At 45.9% G+C, this 25,749-nt stretch carries 24 protein-coding genes and 1 riboswitch; of the genes, 1 reads left to right on the forward strand and 23 read right to left on the reverse strand.

From position 1 onward, the window contains the following. Positions 1 to 14 precede the first annotated feature (14 nt). The 8 genes from rpoE to AC25Y5_RS03260 form a co-directional block, all read right to left on the reverse strand. Positions 15 to 590: a DNA-directed RNA polymerase subunit delta gene (rpoE, locus tag AC25Y5_RS03225; protein WP_488139258.1), complete on the reverse strand. Its 576-nt coding sequence runs from the start codon at positions 588 to 590 to the stop codon at positions 15 to 17. A 593-nt stretch (positions 591 to 1,183) separates the two neighbouring features. Next, positions 1,184 to 4,441, reverse strand: a complete 3,258-nt coding sequence (gene icmF, locus AC25Y5_RS03230) for a fused isobutyryl-CoA mutase/GTPase IcmF (RefSeq protein WP_488139077.1) — start codon at positions 4,439 to 4,441, stop codon at positions 1,184 to 1,186. 117 nt (positions 4,442 to 4,558) lie between these two features. Further along, positions 4,559 to 5,179: a TetR/AcrR family transcriptional regulator gene (locus AC25Y5_RS03235; protein WP_482101141.1), complete on the reverse strand. Its 621-nt coding sequence runs from the start codon at positions 5,177 to 5,179 to the stop codon at positions 4,559 to 4,561. Between the two features lie 19 nt (positions 5,180 to 5,198). After that, a complete protein-coding gene (locus AC25Y5_RS03240) occupies positions 5,199 to 6,338 on the reverse strand; it encodes an acyl-CoA dehydrogenase (protein WP_488139078.1) in 1,140 nt (379 codons plus the stop codon). 48 nt (positions 6,339 to 6,386) lie between these two features. Next, the gene (locus tag AC25Y5_RS03245) at positions 6,387 to 7,523 is read right to left on the reverse strand and encodes an acyl-CoA dehydrogenase (protein WP_488139079.1); all 1,137 of its coding nucleotides are present in this window, start codon (positions 7,521 to 7,523) and stop codon (positions 6,387 to 6,389) included. A gap of 31 nt (positions 7,524 to 7,554) precedes the next feature. After that, positions 7,555 to 8,406 (reverse strand): 3-hydroxybutyryl-CoA dehydrogenase, encoded by an 852-nt coding sequence (locus AC25Y5_RS03250; protein ID WP_482101144.1) that lies wholly within the window; start codon positions 8,404 to 8,406, stop codon positions 7,555 to 7,557. A gap of 21 nt (positions 8,407 to 8,427) precedes the next feature. Then, positions 8,428 to 9,624 carry an acetyl-CoA C-acetyltransferase gene (locus tag AC25Y5_RS03255; protein WP_488139080.1) on the reverse strand — a complete coding sequence of 399 codons (1,197 nt, stop codon included), beginning with the start codon at positions 9,622 to 9,624 and terminating at the stop codon, positions 8,428 to 8,430. Positions 9,625 to 9,801: 177 nt separating this feature from the next. Beyond that, positions 9,802 to 11,952 carry a (Fe-S)-binding protein gene (locus AC25Y5_RS03260; protein ID WP_488139081.1) on the reverse strand — a complete coding sequence of 717 codons (2,151 nt, stop codon included), beginning with the start codon at positions 11,950 to 11,952 and terminating at the stop codon, positions 9,802 to 9,804. A 161-nt stretch (positions 11,953 to 12,113) separates the two neighbouring features. On the opposite strand from AC25Y5_RS03260, the gene AC25Y5_RS03265 reads away from it, so the two are divergent. Beyond that, a complete protein-coding gene (locus tag AC25Y5_RS03265) occupies positions 12,114 to 12,656 on the forward strand; it encodes a hypothetical protein (protein WP_488139082.1) in 543 nt (180 codons plus the stop codon). On the opposite strand, the gene AC25Y5_RS03270 is transcribed toward AC25Y5_RS03265, so the two are convergent. The 15 genes from AC25Y5_RS03270 to AC25Y5_RS03340 form a co-directional block, all read right to left on the reverse strand. Further along, positions 12,635 to 13,318 (reverse strand): hypothetical protein, encoded by a 684-nt coding sequence (locus tag AC25Y5_RS03270; protein WP_488139083.1) that lies wholly within the window; start codon positions 13,316 to 13,318, stop codon positions 12,635 to 12,637. The genes AC25Y5_RS03265 and AC25Y5_RS03270 overlap by 22 nt on opposite strands. Then, positions 13,315 to 13,800, reverse strand: coding sequence for an ECF transporter S component (locus AC25Y5_RS03275; RefSeq protein WP_488139084.1), 486 nt, complete (start codon positions 13,798 to 13,800; stop codon positions 13,315 to 13,317). The genes AC25Y5_RS03270 and AC25Y5_RS03275 overlap by 4 nt, the downstream gene beginning before the upstream one ends. Before the next feature lie 3 nt (positions 13,801 to 13,803). Further along, the gene (locus AC25Y5_RS03280) at positions 13,804 to 14,385 is read right to left on the reverse strand and encodes a cob(I)yrinic acid a,c-diamide adenosyltransferase (RefSeq protein WP_482104339.1); all 582 of its coding nucleotides are present in this window, start codon (positions 14,383 to 14,385) and stop codon (positions 13,804 to 13,806) included. After that, positions 14,382 to 14,804, reverse strand: coding sequence for a bifunctional adenosylcobinamide kinase/adenosylcobinamide-phosphate guanylyltransferase (locus AC25Y5_RS03285; RefSeq protein ID WP_488139085.1), 423 nt, complete (start codon positions 14,802 to 14,804; stop codon positions 14,382 to 14,384). The genes AC25Y5_RS03280 and AC25Y5_RS03285 overlap by 4 nt, the downstream gene beginning before the upstream one ends. Beyond that, entirely contained in the window at positions 14,756 to 15,349 is a 594-nt protein-coding gene (locus AC25Y5_RS03290; protein WP_488139086.1) for a histidine phosphatase family protein, read from the reverse strand. The genes AC25Y5_RS03285 and AC25Y5_RS03290 overlap by 49 nt, the downstream gene beginning before the upstream one ends. Further along, positions 15,322 to 16,083 (reverse strand): adenosylcobinamide-GDP ribazoletransferase, encoded by a 762-nt coding sequence (gene cobS, locus AC25Y5_RS03295; RefSeq protein WP_488139087.1) that lies wholly within the window; start codon positions 16,081 to 16,083, stop codon positions 15,322 to 15,324. The genes AC25Y5_RS03290 and cobS overlap by 28 nt, the downstream gene beginning before the upstream one ends. Then, a complete protein-coding gene (locus AC25Y5_RS03300; RefSeq protein WP_488139088.1) occupies positions 16,080 to 16,916 on the reverse strand; it encodes a cobyric acid synthase in 837 nt (278 codons plus the stop codon). Before AC25Y5_RS03300 ends, cobS begins: the two co-directional genes overlap by 4 nt. Further along, positions 16,913 to 17,506 carry a bifunctional adenosylcobinamide kinase/adenosylcobinamide-phosphate guanylyltransferase gene (locus AC25Y5_RS03305; RefSeq protein WP_488139089.1) on the reverse strand — a complete coding sequence of 198 codons (594 nt, stop codon included), beginning with the start codon at positions 17,504 to 17,506 and terminating at the stop codon, positions 16,913 to 16,915. The genes AC25Y5_RS03300 and AC25Y5_RS03305 overlap by 4 nt, the downstream gene beginning before the upstream one ends. Next, on the reverse strand, positions 17,488 to 18,567 hold the full coding sequence (locus AC25Y5_RS03310) for a pyridoxal phosphate-dependent aminotransferase (RefSeq protein WP_488139090.1): 1,080 nt from the start codon (positions 18,565 to 18,567) through the stop codon (positions 17,488 to 17,490). The genes AC25Y5_RS03305 and AC25Y5_RS03310 overlap by 19 nt, the downstream gene beginning before the upstream one ends. Further along, entirely contained in the window at positions 18,554 to 19,510 is a 957-nt protein-coding gene (cbiB, locus tag AC25Y5_RS03315; RefSeq protein ID WP_488139259.1) for an adenosylcobinamide-phosphate synthase CbiB, read from the reverse strand. Before cbiB ends, AC25Y5_RS03310 begins: the two co-directional genes overlap by 14 nt. After that, positions 19,510 to 20,982 (reverse strand): adenosylcobinamide amidohydrolase, encoded by a 1,473-nt coding sequence (locus AC25Y5_RS03320; RefSeq protein ID WP_488139091.1) that lies wholly within the window; start codon positions 20,980 to 20,982, stop codon positions 19,510 to 19,512. Before AC25Y5_RS03320 ends, cbiB begins: the two co-directional genes overlap by 1 nt. Before the next feature lies 1 nt (position 20,983). Beyond that, positions 20,984 to 21,979: a FecCD family ABC transporter permease gene (locus tag AC25Y5_RS03325; protein ID WP_488139092.1), complete on the reverse strand. Its 996-nt coding sequence runs from the start codon at positions 21,977 to 21,979 to the stop codon at positions 20,984 to 20,986. Next, on the reverse strand, positions 21,972 to 22,937 hold the full coding sequence (locus AC25Y5_RS03330) for an ABC transporter substrate-binding protein (RefSeq protein WP_488139093.1): 966 nt from the start codon (positions 22,935 to 22,937) through the stop codon (positions 21,972 to 21,974). The genes AC25Y5_RS03325 and AC25Y5_RS03330 overlap by 8 nt, the downstream gene beginning before the upstream one ends. A gap of 120 nt (positions 22,938 to 23,057) precedes the next feature. Further along, positions 23,058 to 23,240: riboswitch (cobalamin riboswitch) on the reverse strand. A gap of 374 nt (positions 23,241 to 23,614) precedes the next feature. Beyond that, positions 23,615 to 25,282: an arginine--tRNA ligase gene (gene argS, locus AC25Y5_RS03335; RefSeq protein WP_488139094.1), complete on the reverse strand. Its 1,668-nt coding sequence runs from the start codon at positions 25,280 to 25,282 to the stop codon at positions 23,615 to 23,617. After that, positions 25,279 to 25,722 carry a YwiB family protein gene (locus AC25Y5_RS03340; protein ID WP_482104351.1) on the reverse strand — a complete coding sequence of 148 codons (444 nt, stop codon included), beginning with the start codon at positions 25,720 to 25,722 and terminating at the stop codon, positions 25,279 to 25,281. Before AC25Y5_RS03340 ends, argS begins: the two co-directional genes overlap by 4 nt. Positions 25,723 to 25,749: the final 27 nt, after the last annotated feature.

Raw genomic sequence — 25,749 nt, forward strand, 5'->3', positions numbered from 1 at the left:
GTGAAGTCAAGTAATTATTCCTCTTCTTCTTCCTCTTCTTCATCGTCATCAAGTTCTACATCATCGGGAATGATTTCAAGGTCATCATCAGGTTCGAGAAGGTCCACTTCAATTTCAACGACCTCTTCATCTTCTTCTTCATCGTCGTCGTCGTCATCATCGTCATCTTCATCGTCGTCGTCTTCGAGCAGTTCATCGAATTCTTCGTCGAACAACTCATCCTCGTCGTCTTCGTCCTCAATGATATCCTCATCTTCAAGCACAACTTTTTTCTTTTTCTTCTTCTTGCGTACTTTTACGACTGGAGCTGTTTCTACTTCTATCTGATCGACCGGATACCATTCACGTAATCCCCAGCGATTATCATTGATGGCAAGGAATCTTCCGTCAATATTCATGTCCGTGTAGAACTGTTGCAACTTTGTTCTCATTACACGTTCTGTTACACCGTTCAGTTTACGGACTGCGTCCATCAGCTGAAGTAATGTTAGCGGCTCTTTTCTTTCAGCCAATACTGCATATGCGATGTCTATCATTGATTCTTCAAACAGTTGATCTTTTGTCATTTCACGGATATTCAATAAACACACGTCCTTTCTGTAAAGCGAAACTTCAATTAGCGGGATAAAAACAAACATACTTATCATTATAAACAATACCGTACGGAATATGCTACAATCTTTTACTCTTTTTAAAGTATAGGATTTCTTTCACACAAATAAACCCCAAATATACTCCAGTAAGTAAGAATGGGATGGCTCCTAATCCTTTATCATACAGAATAAAGATAAGAGTGACAAGGATGACTATGATTATTACATGGTGATACATTTTCATCCCTGCACCCCTTCCAGCCATTCTACCCATTATACGTGGAAATAACAGCCAATATCCAATAAAACGAAAAGTATTTAGAATGTGTGCAGGTATTAATGCTTAATATGAACAGAAAATCCGTGCTAACCGAAGTTTGCACGGATTTGTGTCTGCTTTAGACCTACAGGTTGTAAATTATGAAGTGTTCCTTTGTTGGCCAGCTGCAGGCGCCTTCCGCATTTCGTACTGTCTAGCTGCAGGCGCCAGACGCTTGCAGCTTCAGGCCAACTGATAAAGGCAAAGTGCGCCTTTTTCAGTTGCCCCTCCAGCGCCTGGCGCGTCTTAACGGCGCCTTCCGCATTTCGTATTACATATTCCTTCTATATTGCCCGCCCACTTCGTATAGCGCGTTTGTGATTTGGCCTAGGCTTGCTACTCTTACTGAGTCCATTAGTTGTTCGAAGATGTTGCCGCCTGAGACTGCTACTTCTTTTAGTTTTTGTAGGGCTGCTTCGGTTTGGTCTTCGTGTTTTGTTTTGAATGCACGCAAGTTGATGATTTGTGTTTCTTTTTCTTGTTGTGTGGCGCGTGCGATTTCCATGTTGTCGACGTCTTCTGAAGACGGCGGGTTCGGGTTCAGGTAGGTGTTGACGCCGATGATTGGCAATTCTCCTGAATGTTTTTTCATTTCATAGTGCATGGATTCTTCTTGAATTTTACCGCGTTGGTATTGTGTTTCCATTGAACCGAGCACGCCGCCGCGGTCGTTGAGACTTTCGAATTCCTGTAGGACCATTTCTTCGACGAGGTCCGTCAATTCTTCGACGATGAATGCCCCTTGGAGCGGGTTTTCATTTTTGGATAGACCGTGTTCGCTTGTAATGATCATTTGAATTGCCATTGCACGACGGACTGATTCTTCAGTTGGTGTTGTAATTGCTTCGTCGTAAGCATTCGTGTGTAGCGAGTTGCAGTTGTCCTGCAGAGCCATAAGTGCTTGTAACGTAGTACGGATGTCGTTAAAATCAATTTCCTGCGCGTGCAAGCTGCGCCCGGATGTTTGGACATGGTACTTCAACTTTTGGCTGCGTTCGTTTGCGCCGTATTTCTCGCGCATTGCAACGGCCCAAATGCGGCGAGCAACTCGGCCGATTACCGTGTATTCCGGATCGAGTCCGTTCGAGAAGAAGAACGACAAGTTCGGAGCAAAATCATCGATATTCATGCCGCGGCTCAAGTAATATTCTACATACGTGAAGCCGTTTGATAGTGTAAAAGCCAATTGTGAAATGGGATTCGCGCCTGCTTCAGCGATATGGTAACCCGAAATCGATACCGAGTAATAGTTGCGCACTTTTTGGTCGATAAAGTACTGTTGGATATCGCCCATCATACGCAGTGCAAATTCAGTCGAAAAGATACATGTATTTTGTCCTTGGTCCTCTTTCAGAATATCTGCCTGAACCGTACCGCGCACAGCTTGCAGTGTTCCCTCTTTGACCTCTGTAAACTCTTCAACCGTCAAAGTACGACCAAGTTTTTCCTCATTGATGCGCACTTGCTGATCAATAGCTGTATTCATGAACATTGCTAGAATGATAGGAGCTGGACCATTGATAGTCATCGAAACGGATGTTGCCGGTGCGCACAAGTCAAACCCTTCATATAACTTTTTCATGTCTTCAAGCGTACAGATACTGACCCCCGATTCCCCGACTTTCCCGTAAATATCCGGGCGTTCATCTGGGTCTTCTCCATACAAAGTCACGGAGTCGAATGCGGTTGATAGACGCTTTGCATCGTCATCTTTTGATAAATAGTGAAAACGACGGTTCGTCCGTTCAGGCGTTCCTTCTCCTGCGAATTGACGTTTTGGATCTTCCCCTTCGCGTTTGAACGGGAAGACGCCTGCTGTATAGGGATAAGATCCCGGAACGTTCTCTGCATACACCCAACGAAGAATTTCCCCATAATCCTTGAATTTCGGCAATGCGACTTTCGGTATTTTCAATCCAGAAAGGCTTGTTGTCGTCAAAGCCGTACGCAGTTCTTTATCGCGCACTTTTGTGATGAATTCATTGCCCGCATAGGCTTCTTTCAACTTTTCCCAGTTTGCTAGAATACGTTTTGATTCCGACGTCAATTCTTCCTTAATGCCCTCCGCAAGTGATTGCAGCGAAGTTACGAGTGCATCGTCCGGTGCCTGTTCGTTGACCGTTTGAATGGCTCCTTCGAGCTGGAAGAGTTTGCGTGCTAGTGTTTCCTGCACGATGGATTTTTTATGGTAACCGCGAACTGTATCGGAAATTTCCCGTAAGTATTGTTGACGGTCATTCGGTATGATTACATTTTGTTTTTGTGTTTTAACAAATTGCCCATACGAAGTTTCCCAGTCAAGACCACATTTTTCATTCAGCACATTTACGAGTGCCGCGAAAAGCGAATTCGTCCCTTTATCGTTGAACTGGCTAGCGATTGTGCCATAGACCGGCATTGTATCTAAGTTTTTATCCCAGAGAAGATGACTGCGCTGATACTGCTTTTGCACTTGGCGCAGTGCATCTTCAGAGCCTTTACGTTCGAATTTATTGATGACGATGAGGTCTGCGAAGTCAATCATGTCAATCTTTTCAAGTTGTGTCGGCGCGCCGAATTCGCTTGTCATGACATACATCGAAGCATCGGATACTTCTGTAATTTCTGCATCCCCTTGACCTATTCCGCTTGTTTCAATCACGATCAGGTCGAATCCGGCTGTTTTGACGATGTCTAATACATCTTTAATGGCACCGGAAAGTTCCGTACGAGAACCGCGTGTCGCAAGACTTCTCATGAATACACGTTTGTTGAAGATGGCATTCATGCGAATTCGGTCCCCTAACAAAGCGCCACCCGTTTTCTGTTTCGTCGGGTCGATGGATAGAATCGCTACTTTTTTCTCGGGCAGTTCGTGCAGGAAGCGGCGAATGAGCTCGTCAGTTAACGAACTTTTTCCTGCTCCACCCGTTCCTGTAATTCCGAGAATCGGTGTGTTTTTAGACAGCGTACGCGCTTTTTCAAGAACGGCAGTCGCTTGCGGATCGTTTTTACCGTACATTTCTTCCGCATAAGTAATTAAATTCGCAAGTATTTCCGGCTGGCTAGTATTAACTTTTTCAAGGTTATCCATTTCATTATCTGTTTCGGTAAGGAAATCACATTGTTCCATCATCCGGTTAATCATCCCTTGAAGGCCCATTTTACGCCCGTCTTCCGGTGAAAAGATCCATGTGATGCCATAATCATGCAGCTCTTTAATTTCCTTCGGGATAATTACTCCGCCGCCACCTGCGTAAATGTGGATGTGCGGGGCCCCTTTTTCCTGAAGAAGATCATACATGTATTTGAAGTATTCAACGTGCCCACCCTGGTACGATGACATTGCGATTGCTTGGACGTCTTCCTGAATTGCGGCATTGACCACTTCTTCAACAGAGCGATTGTGACCCAGGTGAATGACCTCAGCTCCGCTCGCTTGTAATATGCGACGCATAATATTAATCGATGCATCATGCCCATCGAAAAGACTCGATGCTGTAACGAACCGGATATGGTGTTTCGGTTTGTAAATCTCGACTGTTTCCATATATAGAACACCCCTTCTGATATAGGTGCCAGGTACTCAAACAATTCGAGGTTCATGAATTAAGTAAGTTTCTGGCGCCTTATGAACATTCAACCATTTAGATTGTCATTTTTGAATCTATCCCCCGATTAATCCCTTGAAAAGCTGATCCGTTTGAACGCGGATATAATCTTCTATTTTATAGTTTTTTTGCAATGCCCATCTACGGAATGCCCACATCTGACCTTGAACGACGATATGATGCGCTGCGATTCCGATTTCTTCTTCCGCAATGCGCAGTTCCCCCGACTTTGCACATGCCTGCAGAAGATTTTCGAACAAGGCGGCCATTTCCATTTCTTTCGTTAAGACGTATTGCAAAGCATCTTTTGGCAACGATTTCGTTTCTTGGTACATGACAACGAATTCATCCGACATATCGTCTATCAAATGGAAATACTGATCAATGGCCACTTTTAGACCTTCCACTGTCCCTTCCTTAATAGGTAGGGCGGAAAGTCGGTCGTGCACTTCATTATAAATGCTGTCGCAGACAAGATAGAGCACATCTTCTTTCGTGCGAATGTATTCATAAAGCGTTCCGATGCTGAACCCCGCCGCTTTCGCGATTTCACGGGTCGTTGCACGATGGAACCCCTTTTCTTTAAATAGTTTCACCGCACCATGGATCATCTGTTCACGCCGTTTTTCAATCAAACTCTCGTCTTTGACAGACGATTTCACTTCTCTTTTATTCATCCTAATACTCCTCCCTAGCTTATTTAGTTAGCATACGGGAGATGACGAGACGCTGAATTTCTTGCGTTCCTTCGTAAATCTGCGTAATTTTCGCATCACGCATGTATCGCTCAACCGGATAATCTTTTGTATAACCATAGCCGCCGAATACTTGAACAGCGTCTGTCGTAACTTTCATCGCTGTATCTCCAGCCATCAATTTCGCCATTGCCGATGCTTTGCCGTATGGTAAGTCGTTCGACTCTAGCCAAGCCGCTTGGTAAGTCAGCAGTCGTGAAGCTTCTGTCGCTGTCGCCATGTCTGCCAATTTAAATCCGATGCCTTGGTTTGCTGCAATCGGTTTACCGAACTGAACGCGTTCTTTTGCATAGTCAACGGATGCATCAAGTGCACCTTGTGCAATTCCAACTGCTTGTGCAGCGATTCCGTTACGACCGCCATCAAGTGTTTTCATCGCGATGATGAAGCCCTGTCCTTCTTCGCCAAGAAGGTTTTCTCTTGGTACGCGACAATTGTCAAACATAATTTCAGTTGTAGGTGATGAACGAATTCCGAGTTTACGCTCTTTTTTCCCTACTGAGAAGCCTGGGAAGTCTTTTTCTACAATGAATGCGCTTGTGCCTTTATGTTTTGAATCTGGGTCAGTGACCGCGAAGACGATGTAGATGTCTGCAATTCCGCCGTTTGTGATGAAGATTTTAGAGCCATTCAAGACATAGTCGTCCCCGTCTCGTTTTGCAGAAGTGCGCATGCCGCCTGCATCAGAACCCGAACTTGGTTCAGTCAAGCCGTATGCACCCATTTTCGTTCCTTCTGCCATTGGACGAAGGTATTGCTGTTTCTGTTCTTCCGTACCGTATTTGAATACAGGCCAGCCTGCAAGTGATGTATGTGCGGAAAGTGTAACTCCTGTTGAAGCACAGACGCGTGACAATTCTTCTACAGCGATACAATAAGCAAGGAAGTCACTGCCAATGCCGCCGTATTCTTCTGGCCAAGGAATACCTGTCAGGCCGAGTTCAGCCATTTTCTTGAAGATATCCATGTCAAAACGTTCTTCTTCATCGCGTTCAGCTGCAGTTGGTGCAACTTCTTTTTCTGCGAAATCGCGGACCATTTTGCGAATCATTTCGTGTTCCTCGGATAATTTAAAGTTCATTGGGTTTCCCACCTTATTTGGTATTTTGTGTTGGCGTGTTTTTATAAGTCACTTCATCAAATGTTTGCTAATGACAATGCGTTGAATTTCGCTTGTACCTTCATAGATTTCCGTCACTTTTGCGTCACGGAAATAACGTTCGACTGGATAATCTTCAGTATAACCGTAGCCACCAAACACTTGGACCGCTTCGATCGAGCCTTCCACTGCCGCTCGTGATGCGAACAATTTAGCCATCGATGCTTCTTTTCCGCAAGGCAGTCCTTCTGCGCGCAGTTGTGCAGCCCGGTAAACGAGCAATTTCGCCGATTCAACTGCAGTAGCCATGTCTGCCAGTTTGAATCCTACACCCTGTTGAGCGGCAATTGGTTTACCGAATTGGACGCGTTGTTTCGCGTAATCCGTTGCTGCTCCAAGTGCCGCTTCAGCGATTCCAAGTGCTTGCGCCGCAATACCGATGCGACCCACGTCAAGATTCGCCATCGCAATTTTGAATCCTTCGCCTTCTACGCCCAATAGGTTTTGCGCAGGAACTTTCATTTGATCAAACGACAACTCTACTGTTCGTGATCCGTGAAGCCCCATTTTTCGTTCATCTTTCCCAATTACGAGACCCGGAGTGTCTTTGTCAACGATGAACGCGGATATTCCGTACGTCCCTTTTGTTGGATCAGTCGCTGCGAAGACGATGTAGACATCTGCTTCGCCACCGTTTGTAATGAACATTTTAGACCCGTTTAATACGTAGTGGTCCTCTTTTTTGACGGCGCGTGTTTTAAGTGATCCCGCATCAGAACCGGAAGAAGCTTCTGTCAGACAGAATGCACCAAGATATTCGCCGCTCGCTAGTTTAGGAAGGTAACGACTTTTTTGTTCGTCGTTACCGAAATAGATAATCGGATTTGTGCCGACTGAAGTATGAACGGAAAGAATAACACCCACAACCGCGCTGACTTTCGATAGTTCATGGATAGCGCTAATATACGAGATGAAATCCATGCCTGCTCCGCCGTATTCTTCAGGAACGGTAATGCCCATTAAACCGAGACCGCCCATTTTCTTCAAGATTTCACGTGGAAATTCCCCAGCTTCCATACGTGGAATGAACGGTTCAATTTCGGTTTTCGCAAAGTTTATTACCATGTCGCGCATCATCTGCTGTTCTTCGGTGAATGATAAATCCATTATAATTTCCCCTTTATATTGAAAGCATTAGTTATTCGTAAACGTAGAATCCTCGGCCTGATTTCTTCCCTAGCCATCCTGCTTTAACATACTTTCTAAGTAGCGGACATGGGCGATATTTTGAGTCGCCGAATCCTTCGTGTAAGGTTTCCATAATATACAGACATGTGTCGAGTCCGATGAAATCTGCTAGTTGTAGCGGCCCCATTGGGTGATTCATGCCAAGTTTCATCACTTCGTCAATTGCTTCTTCAGTTGCAACGCCTTCATAGAGCGTGTAAATTGCTTCGTTAATCATCGGCATAAGTATGCGGTTTGCGACAAACCCAGGAAAGTCATTCACTTCAACTGGTGTTTTTGATAATTTTACGGTCATTTCTTCGACTGCTTTGTATACTTCGTCAGCTGTTGCCAGACCCCGTATGATTTCAACAAGTTTCATAACAGGAACTGGATTCATGAAGTGCATGCCTATCACTTGTTCAGGACGTTTTGTCGCCGCCGCAATTTCAGTGATTGGAAGAGATGATGTATTGGATGCGAGGATTGCATGTTGCGGTGCAATTTCATCCAACTTTTCAAAAATCGACTTTTTAATGGCCATGTTTTCAACAGCTGCTTCGATGACAATATCAACGTCTGATGCGTCTTGTAAATCGAGTGATTTTGTGATGCGTCCTAGGACGGCAGATTTTTCATCTTCCGTCATACGTCCTTTTTCAACGTTGCGTGAAAGGTTTTTCGTAATGACCGCAAGTCCTTTAACATAGGACTCTTCTTTGATATCATTCAATTTCACGTCGAAGCCCGCTTGTGCACAAACTTGAGCAATGCCTCCACCCATCTGTCCTGCTCCGATAACCATTATCTTTTTAATAGCCATTTGGTCGATTCCTCCTCCGTATTATTCTGATTTAGCTACTTCAATCATGATGGCGTCGCCTTGGCCTCCGCCTGAACAAATTGCTGCGATACCAATGCCGCCGCCTTGACGTTTCAATTCATGTGCAAGTGTCAGGATAATACGCGCTCCACTCGCTCCGATTGGATGGCCCAGTGCAACCGCCCCGCCGTTGACGTTTACTTTTTCAGGATCTAACTCCGCAATTTGCGTGCTTGCTAGCGCAACTGCTGCAAATGCCTCATTTATTTCAAAAAGCTTTATGTCTTCTAGTTTCTTACCTGTTTTTTCGAGTAATGCATTGATGACAAGTCCAGGTGTTTGCGGGAAGTTTTCCGGTTCAATGGCAACTTCTGCATGGCCGATAATTGTCGCGAGAGGTGTTTTCCCTTCTTTCAAGGCGCGCTCTTCATTCATCAGAATAAGTGCACATGCACCATCATTAACGCCAGGTGCGTTTCCTGCAGTGATGGTACCGTCTTTACCAAATACAGGACGCAATTTCGCGAGTGATTCAAGAGATGTCGTACGGCGTGGTGCTTCATCCGTATCAACTAAAACGGGCTCACCTTTACGCTGCGGGACATCTACGGGAATGATTTCTTTTGCGAACAAGCCCGAATCAATTGCTTTAAGTGCACGTTCATGACTGCGCAGCGACCACGCATCTTGTGCTTCGCGCGTCAATGCGAATTCTTCTGCTGTCGCATTGCCGTACGTGCCCATATGGACGCGCTTAGGTGAGAATGAACAAGAAAGTCCATCGTAAATCAGACCGTCAATCAGTTCTGCATCGCCCATTTTCAGTCCGTATCGTGCTTTTGGTAAGTAGTAAGGAGCGCAAGACATAGATTCCATTCCACCTGCAACAATCACTTCTTCGTCCCCCAGACGAATTAACTGATCGCCAAGTGTTACGCTGCGCATGCCCGATGCACAAACTTTGTTAATGGTTTCCGTTTTCACAGACCATGGTAGTCCTGCCTTTGTTGCAGCTTGTCTCGATGGAATTTGTCCTTGCCCCGCTTGTAATACCGTTCCAATAATCACTTCACCGATTTCTTCCGGTTTTACATCCGCGCGGCTCAATGCCCCTTTGATGGCAATACCTCCGAGATCGCTTGCTGTCATCGATTTTAATGCTCCGCCTAACTTTGTAAATGGCGTACGTGCCCCGCTCAAGATAACTGTTCTTCTCATTCCCTTATCGCCCCTTTATAGTTGGTGTAGCCGCTTTCATTTTTCATTTACATCGAACGACTGAACGCTCGCTCGGTTAATATTCAAGAAAAAAGGAGTGTTTCCACTCCTTTTTATTGGTAATTCATAGTTCTTATTCTATTAATTGTACGACAGTATTGTTTGTTCCGCAATGATTTATTGCAAAATTGACTCTACTTCTTCTGCTAGAACAGGACTCCAGTTTTCACCGAAAATGGAACGCTCCAGCAATTCAGCGATATCGTACGTACCGACCGTTTCTTCGACTTCTTTTGCTTTCGTTCCGTCTGATAGCATTGTCAGGCAGTAAGGACAGCCGGATGAAATGATTCCCGGACTGACTTCAAGCGCTTGTTCAGTTCGGGCAACGTTAATGCGGTGGCCTGAATCTTCTTCCATCCACATGAGTCCTCCACCCGCTCCACAGCACATGCCGTCTTCGCGATTACGCTTCATCTCAACAAGCTCAACTCCCGGAATCGCTTTGAGAATTTCACGCGGCGGATCATAAACGTCATTGTATCTACCCAGATAACACGAATCATGGAATGTGATTGTTTCATTGATGGCATGTTCTGGTTTCAATTTCCCTTGAACCACAAGTTCGTACAGCATTTCTGTATGATGGACAACTTCCGCTTTAAATCCGAAGTCCGGGTATTCGTTTTTAAAAATATTGTACGCATGCGGGTCAATCGTAACAATTTTTGTGACGCCCGCTTTTTCGAACTCATCGATGTTGGATGTAGCCAGTTCTTGGAATAAAAACTCATTCCCAAGACGACGCGGCGTATCTCCTGAGTTCTTTTCTTTATTGCCTAGAATAGCGAACTTGATGCCTGCTTCGTTCATGAGATGTACAAAGGATAAGGCGATTTTTTGTGAACGATTGTCGAATGAACCCATCGAGCCTACCCAGAACAGGTACTCGAATTCTTCACCCACTTTCTTCAATTCTTTGACTGTTGGAATATGAAGATCTGGACGTGCTTCTCTCCAGTTTTCCTTTTCTTTACGGTTAAGCCCCCATGGATTTCCTTGACGTTCGATGTTTGTCATCGCGCGCTGTGCATCCGGGTCCATTTTCCCTTCTGTCATTACAAGGTAACGGCGAAGGTCGATGATTTTATCAACGTGTTCATTCATAACTGGACATTGGTCTTCACAGTTACGGCAAGTTGTACATGCCCAGATTTCCTCTTCAGTGATAATATCACCGATTAGGGACGGGTTATAGATATCGTCCATTGTAGCGCCTTCAAGTCCAGCTGCAAATGCGATCTGGTTACCTTTTGTTTTGTTGAATGCGAGCGCCGGCACCCACGGATTCTTCTTCGTGACAAGCGCACCTGTATTGGTCAAGTTATCACGAAGTTTTGTGATCAAGTCCATCGGGGACAGCATTTTACCAGTCCCTGTCGCTGGACACATATTCGTACAGCGTCCACATTCGACGCAAGCGTATAAGTCAATCATTTGCAGCTGCGTAAAGTCAGTAATTTTCCCTACTCCAAGCGGCGGCATTTCTTCTCCTTCTTCCACATTTTCCAATGCTTCGAAGTCGATTGGCTTTAATCTACCCGCATGGTCAAGACGGTGAAAATAAACGTTGGCAGGCCCTGCAATCAAGTGCGCGTGTTTCGATTGCGGCACATAGACAAGGAATGTTAGTAAGATTAATAGATGAATCCACCAAGCGATAAAGAATATGACGGCTGCCCCAGTTTCCGGCATGAAGCTGAAAATCATGGCAATCGCAGATGCAATTGGTTCAGTCCATGACGCTGCATGTCCTTGCCAAATCATGTTCATACCGTTTGCAAGTAACGTCGAAACCATAAGCCCCCCAATGAAAATCAGAACAAGTCCCGATTTCCATCCGCGTTTCAGACGGACAAGTTTCTCGATATAACGGCGGTGGAATGCCCACACAACCGCAACGAGAATCGTCAATGCAACGATTTCTTGGAAAAATGTAAAAGCAGGATAAAGTGGACCGAATGGTAAGTGAGATCCCGGCTTTAACCCTTTCCAGATAAGATCTATGGCCCCGAATTGCACGAGTAAAAACCCGTAGAAAAACATGAGGTGGATCGCTCCACTTTTTTTATCTTTTAATAGTTTCTTTTGTCCGAAAACGTACACCCAGATTTTACGTAGACGTTCGGAGACATTATTATCAAATTCTTCTTTCTTCCCCAGTTTGATAAATTGAATCCGTGTTCTAATTAAATGTGTGAACAGTGCAAGCGCATAGGCCACGACTGCGAGAAACAGAATCCAGTTGGCAATAAGCAATGGATGCATATATTCTCCCCCCCTTAAATTGTTTGAATATTATAGACAGTGTAGTCGAAAATAGTATTCTTGTCGATGTCTATTTTCTATTTTAATTATGAATGAGCATTCAGTCAACAGATATTTTTAGATAAGATAGAAATTTAGTTTCGGTTTTGGTTTGATTGCTGATGGGTGGGTGGTTGGGGGCAGGAATTGGGCGGTTGCATGTTGGATACGGGCGGTTGGATGACAGGATTGGGCGGTTGCATGTTGGATACGACCGGTTGCATGTCGGATTCGGGCGGTCGCACGATGGGATTGGGCGGTCGCTTGTCGGATTCGGGCGGTCAAACGACGGGATTGGGCGGTTGCATATCGGATTTGGGCGGGCGCACGACGGGATTGCGCGGTCGAATGCCGGATTCAAGCGGGCGCACGACGGGATTGAGCGGTTGCATGTCGGATTCGGGCGGTTGCTCGCTGGGATTGGGCGGGCGCATGTCGGATTCGGGCGGTCGAACGACGGGATTGAGCGGTTGCCTGCTGGATTCGGTCGGTCGAACGACGGGATTGGGCGGTTCCATACCGGATTCGAGCGGTCGGACGCTGGGATTGGGCGGTTGCATGTCGGATTCGGGCGGTCGCTGGCGCCAAATATACGATTCCACTTCTTAATCACAGAAAAAAACCTGCAAGAAATCTACAGGTTTCAAGTAATTATGATTAATTGATTTAACAGCGGACCGAAAAACGTTGCGGCCTCCTTTATTTCCGCTTCTGGAATGGCGAGGAGGACGACTGTTGACGGACCCGCTGATTTCAGTGGATCTAAAACAGTTTCAATGCGCGCGTCTTTCATTCCGGTTAACAAACGGACTTCTTCTAAAATGCCGCTTGAGCCGACTGGCCAGATTTGATGGACGATTCCCTTTTCCATCGCCTCGTGAATGAGGGATACAGATGCAATTTCTTCCGCTTGTTCCCGCACTTCATCCCCGACTAGGGGCTTACCGTATGTAAACCATGCAACTTTTTCTGTAGCTGGCTCCTCTACTCGCTTCCCAATCATCGTTACTGCCATCGCTGATTGGACCAGCTCCATATTCGTTTCCGAACTGCCGCTGATTGACGGGACTTCAATCCCCGCTTCGTGAAATAAATCCGTCACACCAGCCACGTAATTTTCCCAACTATCATTGCCGCTAAAATTATGAATTAGAATCGTAATGGGTTCCGCTCGCGTTGCCCATTGTTCGAGCAGCGTCACGCGAGCGGCAAAGTATGCCGTGATTCTGTCTGGCACGGTAACGAGATCCCCCGGTTTTTCACCAATACCGCCCGAATTATCCGTCGTCGCGATCATGCCATTTCCGATATCAATGGCATTCCTCATTTAAGAACACCCATGCGCCCCGTCACGACATGTTGAAGTGATGGCATGACAACGGCCGCCACAACTGCATTGACGATTGTGGCGAGCAACAGGAACGGAACTGCTCCTATGAAAAACGCTGGTGAAATTAGGAAATAAAACGGCAGCGGCGCGATCAAACCATTTGCCACTACGAAAAATAGCCATTTCGCAATCGGGCGCTCCGATTTATGCAGACGGGCAAAGATGATAACAATGACGAACATTTCTAGTGCAATGAGCACGTGAAATGGACCTAAAGGAAAACCCGCATACATTGCAGAGGCTGTGTGCCCGAGCAATGCAGCCACCCCCGAGAAAACGGGTGGCAAAAAGGCAGCCGAGATAAGCGCCGGAACCGTATCGAGTGCCAACGAACCGATGCCAGACGGGATTTTTATCATTCCGCCAATGACACAAAGTGCGGCAAACAACGCTGTCAAAGTCAGCTTTTTCAACTGCATCGTTTAATCCTCCTTTTTCTTGTCAGTTCTGAACACTTTCGCGCTTCTTACATACTCATTATCAGGCACATTCACTCGTGAATTCGCAATGCGTGCAGCGACAAAAAGATAGTCGGAAAGTCTGTTCAAATAGCGTTGGACGACTGCCGGCACATCGTCTTCAGCTTTCAATAGCGAAACTGTTTGGCGTTCAGCACGTCTCGCGACAGTTCGCGCAATATGAAGCGTTGCGGCAGCAGGTGTTCCACCCGGTAAGATGAACTTTTCCAAAGGCGGCGCTTCTTCCATGAGTGCATCAATACGCTGTTCAAGTACTTCCACCGGTTCTTCGGCTAATTTATAATGACGTTCTTTCATAACGTTTGCTAAGTCGCCTCCGCCATCGAATAATTCATTTTGAATGGCTTCTAAATCTGTCAGCATATCTGCAAATATGGCAGGATCTAGTTCCGTCATTGCCTTCCCTACGAATGAATTCAATTCATCCATCGTGCCGTATGCTTCAACTCGAAGACTGTCTTTGTCGACGCGTCCTCCAATTAGACTCGTTTGTCCTTTATCCCCAGTACGTGTATAAATCTTCATTTAAAATCTCCCCTTTTCTTTAGTGGTTTTCCAAGGCCGTACCAAATTCGTGTCACGTCATCCGCTTCCGCGAGCAACCGCTGATAAAGCCGGCCGACAGTATCTCTTAACTTTCGCTGGTTTGCATCTATCGGAACAATTCCCCGTCCAATATCGGTTAAAATAAGTACTGTATCCTGTTGTAGCGATACGCTCTTCATTACATATTCAATTGCCGCTTCTTCCGGCAATTTTGTTTCAGCTAGCCACTTCTCAATTCCGGCTACAACGATTGTTTGGGTAGCATCCGGATTGACTGGATTCCTAGCTTCAGGACAATTCCCTTCGAACCATTGAACGTTGTGTTTACCACGTTCCGTCAGCCATCTTTTCACATAGTCCCGCTTGCCGTTATGGGCACCGCCGATAAATACGTGCATACTTTCCCCTCCTCGAATGCATTGTCACTTTCCCATTCAAGCCGGTACCCTGTTCCGTGGGGGACATTCCACGACCAGAACTCTTTTGCATCAGGTGAAAACTTCGTTAGAATTGCACGAATTGGTCCGCCATGCGTGACAACAACCGATTTGTTCGGCAGTTGTTTCAACGCTGCAACTACACGCGTTTCTACATCCGCCAAACTTTCCCCGTCTAAAGGCGCAATCGCATAGGGATTGTCAATCCAATTCCTATAGTTCATGTTCTTTTCAAGTTGTGCGTACGTTTTCCCTTCAAACACGCCAAAATTACATTCTCGCCAACTAGCATCCGCTTGAAAAGTGGCTTGTGGGAAATAGAGTCCCGCACTTTGTTTTGCGCGGAGAAGATCGCTACTGTAAACGTGTTGCGGCATGTCCGGCAGCTTCCACTCCCGTTCGCTCGTTTTCACAATGGGTTCATCTGTCCAACCAATATACTTATGCTGTTGATTGCCTAAAGTTGGGAGATGCCGAATCAGATAAAGCACAAAACTGTGAGCCATAAAAGCGCCTCCGATCCTTCAATGAATGCGCCGCACAAGTCACCACTAACGCCTCCGAAATGTTTCACTGTCCATCTGCGAAATATGAACAATGCGACTATGAGAACAACCGCGAGGGTAGCGGGAATTACCATGTTCATCAAAAATCCGATCCCTACTAAAATCACAACACTGCCGAGTAAAGTCCATCCAATGACCGATTTTGATGACAAATTCCCTTTAAAAAAGTGCGCGATCCCTGTATCTTTCGCGGGTCGTACAGTCATGAAATACAGATTCATAGCAGCTCTCGCTAGAAAAGGGATGGCTATAAATAATGCACCATTTCCTACATCACGCATTAAGATTTCATTGAACAAAGCGATTTTTAGAATGATTAGTAAAACGAGCGCCATCGTTCCAAATGCACCAAGGCGCGGGTCATCTAGAATTTCCAACCGTTTTTCACGATCTTTGTATGAAAAGAATGCATCGCCCGCATCCGCCCAGCCATCCATATGTAAACCGCCCGTCAATAGGATACCCGTCAAAACAACCAACACAGCCGCCAGAAATGTGCCTATTTGCAAATCATTCAATAGGAGTTCTGACACGCCGTACATCGCAAGTCCAATTACCGCTCCGACGAAAGGAAGCGCCACATACATTGCCGTCACTTCTTTTCGGCCAAGTGGCAATTCTTTTCGTATGGGAATTGCGGTGAAAAACTGCACTGCGAGCAATAATCCGTTCATTGTGTTCCCCCGGATTGTGAAATCACTTTTTTCATCAGCGGCCAGTTGAGATGTGATTTGACATGACTTGCCCACGCATCGTAGACGTCGACCCCCGCGGGTGCTTCCATAACTGGTCGGTCCATATCTTCCTCTTCGATGCCATGATCGACTTTAAAAGGAATAACGCCCGCCACCGGAATGCCCGTGTAGGTTTCGATGAATTCAATTCCATCTTGGAACAACGAGACATCGCCATGGAATTTGTTGATAATAATTGCTTTGACTCGCGCACGGTGTTCGGGTTGTAAGAGTTGTAACGTACCCACAATCGAAGCAATGGCACCACCTCGATCGATATCGGCCACCAAGACAGCCGGCACATCCGCGATTTCCGCTACACGCATATTAACAATTTCTCTGTCATTGAGATTCACTTCAGCAGGACTTCCCGCGCCTTCGATGATAACTGTTTCATACATTTCCGACAGTTTGGCAAGTGATGTTTTAATCGCTTCTATTCCGCGGGTGAAAAATTGTTCTCGATACGCCATTCCAGGTACAGGCCCCAATTTCTTCCCGAAAAAGAGGACTTCTGATTTCATGTCCGCTACCGGTTTAAGCAAAATCGGGTTCATGTAAATCGACGGTGTCGTTCGGGCGGCCGTTGCTTGTATGTATTGCGCACGACTCATCTCTTGTCCATTTTCCGTTATTGCAGAAAAACCGGACATGTTTTGAGATTTGAATGGTGTCACACGAACACATTCGTCAGATAAAATACGGCAAAGCGCTGTACAAATCATTGTTTTTCCGGAATCTGATGCTGTCCCCAGAACAATTAGTCCTCTCATACCGTCATCTCCCGCCGTTCATTTTTCCATACGACCGGAATACCATAGTCCATTTCTATCGCTCTATCCGCTTTTGCGACAACCTTTTGATGGATAGATCCCAGCCATTTTCGGTAGATTTCTGTTTCAGTGTATTCTGTCGGAAGCTCATCGAAGACTTCATTCGAAACGATTACCAGGTGAGCGGCTTTCGCTAAGAGTGCGTCGATAGTTATGTACAGTTGCTCTTCCTTCTGTTCCATACATCCTTTTTGTTCGATACAAGGTTGTCCCAAATCCCAGCCAACGTATAATTCGTTTGCAAGCCACGTCGTCGCGCAGTCCCAAAGAATACAATCCCCTGAATGGATAGATGGCAATACGTCTTCCAACTTAGTAGGCTGTTCAAACGTCTTCCAATTATGAGCAATACGATCGATTATGTGCCGCTCGATTCGCGCCTGCATTTCCAAGTCGGTTGCGGTACCGGATGCAATATAGACAAGGCGTCCTCCACTTTTCCGTGCCTCATCTACAAGTGATTTCTCCGCGTAAGCACTTTTCCCACTTCGCACACCGCCGCTTACAAACGTCAGTTTACCGCGAACCATTGTGACAACTCCTCCTTTAAGCGATTCATAGACGCTTCGTTTTTCATACCAATGCGCAACCATCTACCGTCCATTCCTCGAAAGTTTTCGGAATGACGGAGAACAATTCCCCGCAATAGCAAGTCTTTGTAAAGTTTGCTGGCACCCTGCCCTAATCCGGTTCTGAATGAAATGAAATTCGTGGTTGAATTTGTGACGGCGCACCCATTGTCCAGTAAAAACAAAGTCATCTTCTCCCGCTCGTAATTACTATGCCTAATCGCATACTCTCGGAATGATGCTTCTTGTAAACAAACTGCTCCAATTTGAGCTGCTAATCCATTGACGTTCCAGTGTGGAGCTAGTGCTTTTATTTCCTCAATAACAGGCGGGCTCGCCACTACATAGCCGAGTCGAATTCCCGGAATCGCATACATTTTCGTCATTGAGCGCACGACTAAAACATGCGGATTGTGCTCGATTGCTTGAATGGAGGAAAGGGATTCATCGACGAAATCGATAAAGGCCTCGTCTAATACGACGTCACATTCTAGTTCAGCGCCGTGGTCAATAATCTCCTTTAACTCCGCACGCGACGGCATCATTCCGGTCGGGTTGTTCGGTGTGCAAAGGTATAGGACAGACGCTGATTTCATGGCAAGGAGAATCTCATTCAACGGTAAGTTAAATTCGTTTTCTTCCGAAGCGTGAACCCGAATAATCTCCACTTTTTTTGCTGCGAGTGTCGCCTCGTATTCTGAAAATGTTGGGTGTACGACGATTGCCTTCTTCCCTTGATATCGATTTGCCAGAAGAGCTAGCAGTTCGGCTGCTCCGTTTCCTGCAAATACATAATCCGTCGAAACGCCGTGATAATCTGCTGCCGCGGATAGGAACGGCTCCCCTTCCGGATTCGGATAAGCCGTCAGACTTCCGAGTAAATCCGGCCACATCTGTGTAATGGATTCAGGAGGTCCTGCTGGATTAACGTTTTCACTGAAATCGAGCAGCTGTGCAGGCGGTTGTATTCCTAATTTTACGTATACGCTGTGCGGATTTGCACCGTGTTCAGGCAACAGCATAGAATACCACTCCAATCATTGTTAGTACCATCCAAAAAATGAATGACACGACATGCATCTGTGTAATGGTTTGTTTAATATGTATTGCCGTTAGTGGACTGTTTCCTGGACCGAGTTCTGGACGCTTTGAGAGGACTTTCTGATAGGTACTCGTTCCGCCAAGTGTAACGCCAAGTTGCCATGCTGTTGCCGCTTCCAAAAATCCGCTGTTCGGACTTGGATGTTTTCTTGCATCCTTACTCCATCCAACAAACCGTTTTCCGAAAGATATCTTGCTTTTATTTGGTGCATATAAAATGATTAATAAACCCGTAATCCGTGCCGGGATGAAATTCAACAGATCGTCTGCACGCGCGGAAAACTTGCCGAATTTCTCGAATCGCTCGTCTTTGTAACCAATCATCGAATCGAGTGTGTTCACCGCTTTGTACATCCAAAGCCCGGGTGCTCCAAGTAAAAAAGACCAGAATAAAGGCGATGTAACACCATCCGCAATGTTTTCGGATACCGTTTCCACAGCGCCGCGAACGATACCACTTTCTTTCAATTTGTCGGTGTCGCGACCGACAATCCAAGACAATTTCGTTCGTGCCTCTGGTAAGTCATTCTCAGAAAGCGGGAGATAAACGTCTAGCGCCGCTTCCCGTAAACTCTTCTGTGCAAGCCCGACAGCGATGAGTACTGATTCTACAAGAATCCCTATGTAGAGGTTGAATTGATAAGCCATTCCGACCAGAAAAAACACAATAGATAGAACAATTCCGACGGTGAGGAAAAGTGTAAATGCCCCTTTCAATGTACGGAATCGTCCTTTATTCAAAACTGCTGTCATTTTGGAAATGAACGTTCCAATCCAGCGGACGGGATGCGGCCATTTCGGGGGATCTCCAATTACCCTGTCTAGCAGAAAACCAATAGCGATGGCCATAAAGTGTGCAGGAATCACGCCGTCCACCCTTTCGCCTCTTTGTATGCACGGATCGCCGCCACTGTGCAGTCATAGACACCATGGCCAATCAGTTTCCCTAGTTCCGTGATTGGGCCTGCATATGGAAGAAATTCGCCTTGCTGAGTCGATGCAACGAGCAGGCTATCTGTTGAAGTGCCCGTCGCAGCTGTGCCGGTGAGCGGATCCATAATGGATTCCGTTTGAAGTGCTTTCACTTTCGCTTCCGTTGCAGTAATCATCGCTTGGATAAATGCTTCATCTGGCAATTGACCATTGATGATCACCCAAGTATTAATCGTACCGACACGGGGTTTTTCGTCACGCGTAAGTGCTTGCGAAACGTCAACCGCATTGCCGACTCCAGCCGTAACCGCAATAAGAATCGTGCCGAAATCGCCTTTGTATTCCCTGACTTCTGCATGCTCCGTTGTGACAGCAGTCATCATACCGACCGTTTCCGCCAGATGAAAACCTTGACTCTCGAGATAAGATGCATTTTCAGCTTTGACATCATCTATATTATAATCAGCGTCAACATGCCGGTTAACAAACGATCGATACCAACCCATGCCAGCATTGTGGACTGCAGAAGAGATTGTTTTCAAAGGATGATGCGTTCTGAGTGCAACATAGTTTGGTGATATCGAAAAGTCTTCTCTAACGATGGTAAATGGTTTCATTTCTTCATTCGTGTCTGGCATCAATGTAATTTGGGGCTTCGGTAGTTCGGGATGAGGCTGTGATTTGACACGCGCGCCATAAACAGACTGGATTGCTTCTTCTTTCACAACGTCCTGAGGTACGCCAATTCTAACGATTTCCCCTTTATTCATCAACAGCAGTCGATCGCAGTATAACGACGCCAAGTTGATGTCATGGAATACAGAAATGACTGTCAGACCTTTATCGATGGCCTGTTTACGAATCGTGTCCAGAAGTTGTTGCTGATGCGCGATATCCAAGTGATTTGTCGGTTCATCGAGCAATAGTATCGGTGCTTCCTGAGCTAGCGCTTGCGCGACGAAAACGCGCTGTTGTTCACCGCCCGATAGCAATTCAATTGCGCTCCCGGCGTAACGCGTGATTTCCATACTGCTTAATGCTTCCGTAACAGCACGCTCGTCTTCATCCGACCACGAGGAAAATAACCCTGACTGATGTGGGTAACGCCCCAGTTCTACCGTTTCACGCACAGTGTGGGAAAATGTATGGGCATTCAGTTGTGGCAGAACTGCCACTTTTCTGGCGAATTCTTTTTGTGAGTAACTCGATGCATCCTGTCCTTCAATTTGGACAGAACCCGTTTCCTTCGGGAGAATGCCAGAAATCATTTTTAACAGCGTTGATTTTCCGCTACCGTTTGGACCGAGTATCCCAAGTACCTCCCCTTTACGAACATGGAACGTTACCGATTGCACAATAGGTTCTTTGCCGTAACCGCCAGAAAGATTTTCGACGTTTAACATGTCACATTCCTCCTGCCCTTCGTTGTTTATAAAAGATGAATGCGAAAACCGGCGCACCGATAAAGGCGGTAATTACACCAACCGGAAGTTCCGTCGGCGCAATAATTGTCCGCGCAATCAGATCACAAATGATAAGCAATGTCGCACCATTCATGAATGATAACGGCAGTAAGTGGCGGTGATCCGAACCCCATAATAATCTTGTCATATGCGGAACTACAAGCCCTACAAACCCAATCGTACCTGACACTGCGACTGCAGAACCGGTAAGGATGGATCCTCCGATTAAAATACTGAATTTGCGTCGTTTCACATTGACGCCTAAGTAATGCGCCCGTTCTTCCCCGAATAGCATCGCATTTAATTCGCGGCGGTTCAGCCACAACATGAAGGACCCGATGACAACGAACGGCAAAATCATCGTTATGTAATTCCAGCCCCGCATCGATACACTGCCGAGAAGCCAACCAATAATTTGCCGCAACTCTTCTCCCGTCAGCGCAATCATCAATGACAGGACAGAACCGAGGAATGAACCGAAAATGATTCCAGTCAAAATGATTGTTTCCATCCTCATAGCACGGTCTACGAGACGTGCGAAGCCGAGTACAAGGAACATTGTCAGTGCAGCACCGACCATACTGAATATAGGAAGCGTATAAGTGCCTAAGAACGGAATGGAAATACCAAAAAAGAGTGTCATCACAGCACCGACCGAGGCGCCGGACGACACTCCGAGGGTATAAGGGTCAGCAAGCGGGTTTTTCAACAACCCCTGGAAAGCCGCTCCAGATATTGCGAGCGAGGCGCCGACAAGTCCAGACAGTACAACACGCGGCATGCGAATCTCCCACAATATGTTTGAAGCTGTTGCATCCGCTCCATTATTCCATAACGTACTAATCGGTATTTTTACAGACCCAATCGACACACCGAGCCATACCGCCACAACAAGTGCGGCGATAGAAACGATGTAGGCAACGCTTGACTTACTCACCAAAAGCCTCTGGATAGATGGCTTTCGCTAATTCTTCTAGTCCGTCAGCTAAACGCGGACCTGTACGGCTAGTAATATTCTCATCAACTTGAACTACAGCTTCTTCCTGAATAGCTGTAATAGATTCAAAACCTGGACGTGCATAAACATCTGCAACTGCCGTTTCGACGAAGTCATATGACACGATAATCACATCCGGGTTATGGTTGACAATTTCTTCCGGAGCCATTACGAACCAGTCTTCTTGATCGGCAGCGACATTCTCTGCATTAATCATTTCAAGCATTTGATCCATGAAAGTATTTTTACCCGGTGTGTAAATCTGCGGTGCAGGTGATGTTTCAAAGAGTACCGTCTTTTTATTTTCGACGTTTTCTGTCTTCGCTATCACTTCTTCAACTTTCGCTTTCATGTCCTTAACGATTTTTTCTGCTTCCACTGTTTTACCAGTCGCTTTACCAATTGTTTCAATCGTCGTGTAGGTTTCATCAAAGTTTGCTGCATTTTTCACAACAAATACAGGGACTCCTGCATCACGGATTTGTTGCAGTCCTTCCACGCCCAATCCAAGTCCTGATTCATGTGCAAAAACGATTTCAGGTTTCATCGAAACGATTTTTTCGACGTTGAATTCCTGGCCGCCGATTTTCTCTTTTTCAAGTGCTTCTGCTGGATAATCATCGAAGTCGCTTACGCCGACAACTTCATCAGCAAGACCAAGTTCAAACAATATTTCCGTATTGCTCGGAATCATTGAAACGATTGTTGTCGGTGCTTTTTCTAGTGTAACTTCATTGCCGATTGCGTCCGTTAGTGTCATTGGGAAATCAGCTTTGACCTCTTCTGCATTCTGTGTTTCGTCTACTTTCGGCTTATCCTCTGTCGCAGTCCCTCCGCAAGCCGCGAGCAGGAATACTGCAAAGACAGCCGTCAATCCCAATTGCCAAATCTTCTTCATGTTGTTTTCCTCCTGTTTTTTGCCAAATAAAAATCCCCCGTAATTGCTACGGAGGAATAAGCTGAGTAAAAATCTGGACGCACAAAGACGCCGATTTTCACCAATCCTATCCTCGTAGGGTACGTGTGATCCATAAAGGCAGGTCTCCTGGCTCGTGTTCAAGGCTTGTCGCGTCTTCCCGGATTTTTCCAGTGACTCATTGCGACTTGCTCACACTTACAGTGGCGGGACCGCGCCGGCATTGAACCGACTTCCCTTTTAACCCCATCTTTTAAACGGGGCACCTTTATGTTTGGTATGTATTTTTTGTTCAAAATTCAGTATACTACATTTTTTTGCCTGTCGGTAGCATAACTTGTCGATATTCGGGCAACTTAAGTGGTTTTTATCCATTAAAAAAACCGCCACACCAAAGAGCCAATAACTTCTTTGATGTGGCGGTCATATTGAATGTTAAGGAACGTCTGGACGGCGCCCTGCGCTTTTGTTCGCATCTAGACTCCGGGCGCCAAACGCTGGGCCCACACGAAGTGGGTCATGCAGTCGTTGCGACAGGACGTCGCGACTTTAGACTGCCTTCCTTTAAATTCAGGCTTGATGATTAAGGCAAAGTACGCCTTTATCTTCAAGCCTTTCAGTGCCTGTCGCGTCTGGACGGCGCCCTGCGCTTTTGTTTATTACATTTTTTCCGGTGCAGAAACACCAATCAGTTTCAATGCGTTAGCAATCGTCGTGCGTGTGACTGTGATTAGCGCTAGACGGGCTTCCGATAATTCACGATTATCCGGATCCAACACTTTTTCTGCATTGTAGAAGCTATGGAAAGTCGCGGCTAGTTCCTGGATGAACGTAGCAACACGGTGTGGTGAACGGATTCTTGCCGCGTCACTGATAACTTGCGGGAAGTCCCCAATTTTCTTCAGCAATTCCAATTCTTTTTCAGCTTGCAATAAAGAAACATGCTCAACAGAAGCAGACATTCCATTTTCTTCAGCCTGGCGTAAAATTGATGAAATCCGTGCATGCGCATATTGTGCGTAGTACACAGGGTTTTCATTGGACTGGGAAATGGCAAGGTCGAGGTCGAAGTCCATTTGTGAGTCGCCAGAACGCATTGCAAAGAAGTACCGGACCGCGTCCAAGCCAACTTCTTCAACCAATTCACGCAATGTAACGGCTTTCCCTGTACGCTTGCTCATTTTGAATTTGTCGCCGTCTTTATACAATTGAACCATTTGTACGACGCCGACTTCGAGTGTGTCATCACCGTAGCCAAGTGCTTCGATTGCCGCTTTCATCCGCGGAATATAACCGTGGTGATCTGCGCCCCAAATATTGATTAGTTTATCAAATCCACGGAACAATTTGTCTTCATGGTACGCGATATCCGGTGTCAAATATGTGTAAGTACCATCGTTTTTAATGAGTACACGGTCTTTGTCATCACCGAAAGTTGTTGAACGGAACCATGTTGCGCCATCTTCTTCGAAGACATGGCCATTGGCACGTAATTTATCGAGAGCAACGTCGATTTTGCCATTTTCATATAATGACGTTTCTGAGAACCACACATCAAACGACACACGGAAGTTGGCAAGGTCCGTCTTTAACTTCTCTAATTCATGAGCAAGGCCGTATTCGCGGAAGAAAGCATAACGTTCTTCATCTGGCGTGTTGACGTATTTATCGCCAAATTCAGTTGCTAGCATTTTCCCGATATTAATAATATCCGGACCTTGGTAGCCGTCTTCCGGCATTTCTTTATCCAAACCAAGCGCTTGGAAATAACGTGCTTCTACAGATTTCGCCAAGTTGTGCACTTGATTACCCGCGTCATTAATGTAGTATTCACGCGCTACATCGTAGCCTGCAAAATCGAGAACGTTGGATAGAGAATCGCCAAGGGAAGCTCCGCGTGCATGACCAAGGTGAAGGTCACCTGTTGGATTGGCAGAAACGAATTCGACTTGGACTTTTTGTTTATTGCCGAAATTTGAACGACCATAGTTTTCGCCTTGTTCAAGAACAGTCTTGACGATGCCGCCTAAGTAATCCGTTTTTAATTTGATATTAATAAAGCCGGGTCCTGCAATTTCAATCGATTTGATGGCAGTGTCTTCTGTATTTAACTTTTCAAGAATCGCTTCTGCAATTACACGTGGTGGCTTTTTCGCCAATTTTGTCAGTTGCATCGCAATGTTGGTTGCGTAATCGCCATTGTCTTTGTTATTCGGTGTTTCAAGCATAATGTCCGGTATCGCTGTTTCTTCCGCCAGACCTGCGTCAATTACTGCTTGACGCAATGCATTTTTCACTTCTTGTTGAATTTGTTCTACTGCATTCATAGTGTTCCCTCCGTGTATGTAATAGTAAGTTTGTACGTTCCGAGAAGCGATCCTTCTGCATGCAACTCATAGTTGACATTGAAGCGACCTCCCGAATTGTCCTCTTCTTCCGTAAAAGAAAGCTCTTCCGTTTTGACAACCAAATTGAAAGTCGCTGGACCACTTTCATATGAACCGACACGTTCACCTGTTGCCATGAACGGAAGCCTCATATTGACTGCACCCCGACGCATTATAAGTGCATCTTCAGAATCGAGTTTAACAATTGTCTGAATTTGTTGGTCACTTTGTGTTTCTTCATATTTCAAATAGGTTTTTCCTGCTTTTTCAATCAGTAAACCTGTTGCGGTCAATTCATGTTTCTCCTCGTCTTGGTCCGGATGCCGGATTGATGAATAGAGCCGGATCAACACGTTTCGGTCTTTTTTCCGCGATTCCATACGCTCACCGTCCTAGTCATAAAACAT

The sequence above is a fragment of the Sporosarcina sp. Y1011 genome, assembly GCF_057669885.1.

Excerpts from the sequence above, each read along its gene's own strand:
- icmF (WP_488139077.1), bottom strand. The coding sequence starts at position 4,441 with ATGGAAACAGTCGAGATTTACAAACCGAAACACCATATCCGGTTCGTT.
- AC25Y5_RS03235 (WP_482101141.1), bottom strand. The coding sequence starts at position 5,179 with ATGAATAAAAGAGAAGTGAAATCGTCTGTCAAAGACGAGAGTTTGATT.
- AC25Y5_RS03240 (WP_488139078.1), bottom strand. The coding sequence starts at position 6,338 with ATGAACTTTAAATTATCCGAGGAACACGAAATGATTCGCAAAATGGTC.
- AC25Y5_RS03245 (WP_488139079.1), bottom strand. The coding sequence starts at position 7,523 with ATGGATTTATCATTCACCGAAGAACAGCAGATGATGCGCGACATGGTA.
- AC25Y5_RS03250 (WP_482101144.1), bottom strand. The coding sequence starts at position 8,406 with ATGGCTATTAAAAAGATAATGGTTATCGGAGCAGGACAGATGGGTGGA.
- AC25Y5_RS03255 (WP_488139080.1), bottom strand. The coding sequence starts at position 9,624 with ATGAGAAGAACAGTTATCTTGAGCGGGGCACGTACGCCATTTACAAAG.
- AC25Y5_RS03260 (WP_488139081.1), bottom strand. The coding sequence starts at position 11,952 with ATGCATCCATTGCTTATTGCCAACTGGATTCTGTTTCTCGCAGTCGTG.
- AC25Y5_RS03265 (WP_488139082.1), top strand. The coding sequence starts at position 12,114 with ATGGGTGGGTGGTTGGGGGCAGGAATTGGGCGGTTGCATGTTGGATAC.
- AC25Y5_RS03270 (WP_488139083.1), bottom strand. The coding sequence starts at position 13,318 with ATGAGGAATGCCATTGATATCGGAAATGGCATGATCGCGACGACGGAT.
- AC25Y5_RS03275 (WP_488139084.1), bottom strand. The coding sequence starts at position 13,800 with ATGCAGTTGAAAAAGCTGACTTTGACAGCGTTGTTTGCCGCACTTTGT.
- AC25Y5_RS03280 (WP_482104339.1), bottom strand. The coding sequence starts at position 14,385 with ATGAAGATTTATACACGTACTGGGGATAAAGGACAAACGAGTCTAATT.
- AC25Y5_RS03285 (WP_488139085.1), bottom strand. The coding sequence starts at position 14,804 with ATGCACGTATTTATCGGCGGTGCCCATAACGGCAAGCGGGACTATGTG.
- AC25Y5_RS03290 (WP_488139086.1), bottom strand. The coding sequence starts at position 15,349 with ATGGCTCACAGTTTTGTGCTTTATCTGATTCGGCATCTCCCAACTTTA.
- cobS (WP_488139087.1), bottom strand. The coding sequence starts at position 16,083 with ATGAACGGATTATTGCTCGCAGTGCAGTTTTTCACCGCAATTCCCATA.
- AC25Y5_RS03300 (WP_488139088.1), bottom strand. The coding sequence starts at position 16,916 with ATGAGAGGACTAATTGTTCTGGGGACAGCATCAGATTCCGGAAAAACA.
- AC25Y5_RS03305 (WP_488139089.1), bottom strand. The coding sequence starts at position 17,506 with ATGGTTCGCGGTAAACTGACGTTTGTAAGCGGCGGTGTGCGAAGTGGG.
- AC25Y5_RS03310 (WP_488139090.1), bottom strand. The coding sequence starts at position 18,567 with ATGCTGTTGCCTGAACACGGTGCAAATCCGCACAGCGTATACGTAAAA.
- AC25Y5_RS03320 (WP_488139091.1), bottom strand. The coding sequence starts at position 20,982 with ATGTTAAACGTCGAAAATCTTTCTGGCGGTTACGGCAAAGAACCTATT.
- AC25Y5_RS03330 (WP_488139093.1), bottom strand. The coding sequence starts at position 22,937 with ATGAAGAAGATTTGGCAATTGGGATTGACGGCTGTCTTTGCAGTATTC.
- argS (WP_488139094.1), bottom strand. The coding sequence starts at position 25,282 with ATGAATGCAGTAGAACAAATTCAACAAGAAGTGAAAAATGCATTGCGT.
- AC25Y5_RS03340 (WP_482104351.1), bottom strand. The coding sequence starts at position 25,722 with ATGGAATCGCGGAAAAAAGACCGAAACGTGTTGATCCGGCTCTATTCA.